This window comes from Acidimicrobiales bacterium (assembly GCA_036491125.1).
Taxonomy (GTDB): Bacteria; Actinomycetota; Acidimicrobiia; order Acidimicrobiales; family AC-9; genus AC-9.
The window spans coordinates 1-3,715 of sequence record DASXCO010000150.1; the positions used below are offsets into that span (position 1 = coordinate 1).

Annotated in this window: 4 protein-coding genes and 1 tRNA gene; 1 reads left to right on the forward strand and 4 read right to left on the reverse strand. The window is 67.9% G+C overall.

What is annotated here, in order from left to right:
- Both VGF64_11705 and VGF64_11710 read right to left on the reverse strand, forming a co-directional pair.
- Positions 1-512: hypothetical protein (locus VGF64_11705; GenBank protein HEY1635416.1), on the reverse strand; the 512-nt coding region annotated here is incomplete at its 3' end.
- Between the two features lie 120 nt (positions 513-632).
- Positions 633-708 (reverse strand) — tRNA-Val (locus tag VGF64_11710).
- Between the two features lie 80 nt (positions 709-788).
- Here VGF64_11710 and VGF64_11715 point away from each other — a divergent pair.
- Positions 789-1,595: a phytanoyl-CoA dioxygenase family protein gene (locus VGF64_11715; GenBank protein HEY1635417.1), complete on the forward strand. Its 807-nt coding sequence runs from the start codon at positions 789-791 to the stop codon at positions 1,593-1,595.
- Positions 1,596-1,743: 148 nt separating this feature from the next.
- On the opposite strand, the gene VGF64_11720 is transcribed toward VGF64_11715, so the two are convergent.
- Positions 1,744-3,468, reverse strand: a complete 1,725-nt coding sequence (locus tag VGF64_11720) for a class I adenylate-forming enzyme family protein (GenBank protein ID HEY1635418.1) — start codon at positions 3,466-3,468, stop codon at positions 1,744-1,746.
- A 27-nt stretch (positions 3,469-3,495) separates the two neighbouring features.
- A partial coding sequence (locus tag VGF64_11725) for a hypothetical protein (protein ID HEY1635419.1) occupies positions 3,496-3,715 on the reverse strand: 220 nt, incomplete at its 5' end.

Genomic DNA, 3,715 nt, shown 5'->3' on the forward strand with positions numbered 1-3,715 from the left:
AGCGCGTCCTGGACAGGGTTGGTCCTGATCCGGCGACCGCGGAGCGCGTACTGGCACGCCTGGTTGAGGTAGCCCCACGTCCGGTCGATGGTGCTCGTCGCATAGCCAGCCTCCGCCATGCGAGCGAAGAGGCTCTCTATACGCTCCGTCGTCGTCCGATCGACCCAGAGCGCGCCCAGCGCCGGACGCACATTCGTCGCCAGCAGGCACTCGGCATTGGCGATGGTGTTGGGTGACTTCCGCTTGGCGTGGCGAGTGCGAGCACCGGGTGTCGAGCTCGGGCAACCGGCTTGGAGCCACTTGTCGATCAACTCATTGAAAGAGGCCAAGCGTTGACGACGGGGCACCGGCTTCCCCGCGGCCGCCCGCTGGGCCAGCAGCACGTTGAGATCCGCCTGCGCATCGGCCTTCTCGAGACGCTCCACCTTCCGCCGCGAGCCGTCGGGGAACCGCACCCACGCCATCCACCGCTGCGCGCCATCGTTCCACCGGACTGTCGCCTTCCCAGCCACCGCGTACCTCCGCCCTCAGCACAGAACGTAGCCAATGATCCAAAGGCTACGTTGAAAGTGGCTACGTCGGGGGGAGGCGGAGAAGCGACCGGTCAGACATGCCTTCTGAACTGGGCTTTTTGGTGGGCCGTAGAGGACTCGAACCTCTGACCTCTTGCGCGTCATGCAAGCGCGCTACCAACTGCGCCAACGGCCCGGACCGATGACCATATCACCCAGGCGGCCCCCGACAACCCCCCGTAGTAGCTTGAGCAGCGTCTGCACCTGGGAGGGACCATGGACGCCGCCACCGCCTCGGGCCACGCGGAGCGTATCGCCGAGGTGGGCTACACGATCGTGGAGGACGCCATCGAGGCCGACCTCATCGACGCCCTGGTGGACGATCTCGGCCGGCTCGTCCGGGGCCTGGGTATCGAGCCGGCGTCCAACGAGTTCGAGGGGACCGAGACGCTGCGCGTCTACAACCTCCTCGTGCACGGCGCCCTGTACGAGCGGATACCCGTCCACGCCAACGTGCTGCCCATCGTCGACGGGGTGCTCGACCCCGGGTGCCTGGTGTCATCGCTGTCCTCGATCGACATCGGCCCCGGCGAGACGGCGCAGCCGATCCATGCCGATGACCAGCTGATCCCGCTGCCGAAGCCGCACCCGCCCACGGTGTGCAACACCATGTGGGCGCTGACCGACTTCACCGAGAGCAATGGCGCCACCAGGTTGCTGCCCGGCTCGCACCTGCTCGACCACTCCCCCGACCTCTTCAAGTCGTACGAGTCGATCCCCGCCGAGATGCCCAAGGGCAGTGTGCTCGTGTGGCACGGGAGTCTGTGGCACGGCGGCGGGGCGAACCAGACGGGCCAGCGGCGGGTGGGGATCGCCATGAACTACTGCGCCGGCTACATCCGCCAGCAGGAGAACCAGCAGCTCGGCATCCCGCCCGAGACCGTGAAGGGATTCTCCCCCCGCCTGCGCGAGCTGGTGGGTTACGGCGTCTACACCGGTCTCATCGGCCACATCGACAAGCACAGCCCCGTCGAGCTGCTCGACGAGGAGTCTCCGCTGCGCATGGTCTGGGACATCGCCTGACCCGGAGGCCGAGCTCCGAACTACCCGCGTGCTTCACATCTCGGCGAATAGGGGCCGCGACGCTCACCATCGCGGCGACCACTTTCGACCATGGGTGCAATCGGAGTAGACCCCGAACGTCGCGCCCGAGGCGATTCGGCGCGACCCGCTACATCGTCTCGGCCAGACCCACCTCGCCGCGGCCCCGCAGAACATCCTTCATCAGCTTCCCCGCCGCGTTGCGGGGCAGCACCTCGGCTCGCAGCTCGACGTAGGCGGGCACCTTGAAGTCGGCCAGTGCCTCGGCCACCCAAGCCCGCAGCCCGTCCTCGGTCACCGATGCGCCCGGCTCGGGTCGGACCACCGCCTTCACCTCTTCGCCCAGTGTCGGGTGCGGCACCCCGATCACCGCCGCGTCGGCCACGTCGGAGTGCTCCATGAGGCGGTTCTCGATCTCCACGCAGTAGACGTTCTCGCCGCCGCGGATGATCATGTCCTTGGCCCGGTCGGTCACGTAGAGAAACCCGTCGCGGTCGAGGTAACCGATGTCGCCCGAGTGCAGCCAGCCGTCGGTGACCGTCTCGGCGGTGGCCTCGGGGTCGTTCCAGTAGCCGGGCATGACGATCGGGCCCTTGATCCAGATCTCGCCGATGTCGCCAGTGGTCACGTCCTTGCCGTCGCCTTGGACGACCCGCACCTCCACCACCGGAAGCGCCCGCCCCACCGAGTCGGGGCGGTTCACCAGCTCGGATCCCCAGTTCACTGTCGCCACCGAGCTCGACTCGGTGAGACCGTAGGCGTTGCCCATCGTCCGCACGTTCGGAAACGTCTCCTCCACCCGGCGCTGCAGCTCGGCCGCCGACGGCGACCCGCCGTAGGCCACTGTGGTCACCGAGCTCAGGTCGTAGTCGTGGCGCGCCGGGTGCTCGACGACCCGCCAGATCATGGTGGGCACCGTCGCCCACACCGTGACCTGCTCGTCCTGCATCAGCCGCATGGCGCCCTCGGGATCGAACCGGCCGTCGGGGATCACCAGCTTGATACCACTGACCATCCCCACGACCAGTCCCGAGTGACAGCCGGACACGTGGAACAACGGCGAAGAGAGAAAGCTGGCGATCTGCGCGCCACCGAACGCCGACCCGCCCTCGGGATCGGCCATGGCGCCAGCCAGCGCGTTGTAGAGCGTGTTCTGAAGATTCGCCACCATCGAGCGGTGGGTGGAGACCGCACCCTTGGGCCGGCCGGTCGTCCCGCTGGTATAGAAGATCACCGCCGGGTCGTCCTCGTCGATCGGAGTCGTCAGGGGATCGGTATCTGCGGAGGAGCCCTTCAGCAGCTCCTCGAAGGGCCGCACTCGCCTGTCGGCGCCCCCCAGATCCGACGGGTCGGCGTCGATCAGGAACACCGCCTCCAGGTCCGGGCAGCTGTCGAGGTCCGACATCACCCTCGCAAAGCGGGGTCCGTCGGCAACGAGGACCTTGGCGCCACAGTGCCTCAGCCCGTAGAGGATCTCGTCGGTCTTCCACCAACCGTTGAGGCCGACCAGCACTGCACCCATCCCCACCGTGCCCCAGAAGGAAAGGCACCACTCCGGGTTGTTGGCCGACAGCACGGCGACCCGGTCGCCACGCTCGACACCGAACGAGCCGGCCAGGGAGCGGGAGACGGCGTGGGCCTGCTCGAGGAACGTGGCGAAGCCGATGCGACGCCCGCGGTGGACGATGAAAGCCTGCTCATCCCCACGCCCCGCCGCCAACTCGGCGACCTCGCGCAGCGACGCCATGCGGTTCTTGTAGACCCTGGTGGGGACGCCGTTGACTACCTCGGTAGCCACCTCGAAGGCCCCAGCTGGGCCGGTGAGCATCGCCTCGATCTCGGCGCTCGTGGGCACCCTCGCTCCTTCCCCTTCTCGGGTCGCTCAGTGCTGCAGCGCCGCGAGTGGTTGCACCGTTACGTGATCGTCGGCCAGGCCCTGCTGGATCCGGGTGAGCGCGCTGCGCAACTGCGTGAGATCGCCCGTGCGAGCGTCGATCACGTAGACCGCCCCACCCCGGAGACGGGGAAGGGACGGGCGCATCGTCACTCCGGTGGGCCGGACCACGTGCTCCTTGATGAGGCGGGCCGACACCAGATCGAAC

Bases quoted from the DNA above. Each gene is read 5' to 3' on its own strand.
- VGF64_11715 (HEY1635417.1), top strand. From the start codon at position 789: ATGGACGCCGCCACCGCCTCGGGCCACGCGGAGCGTATCGCCGAGGTG.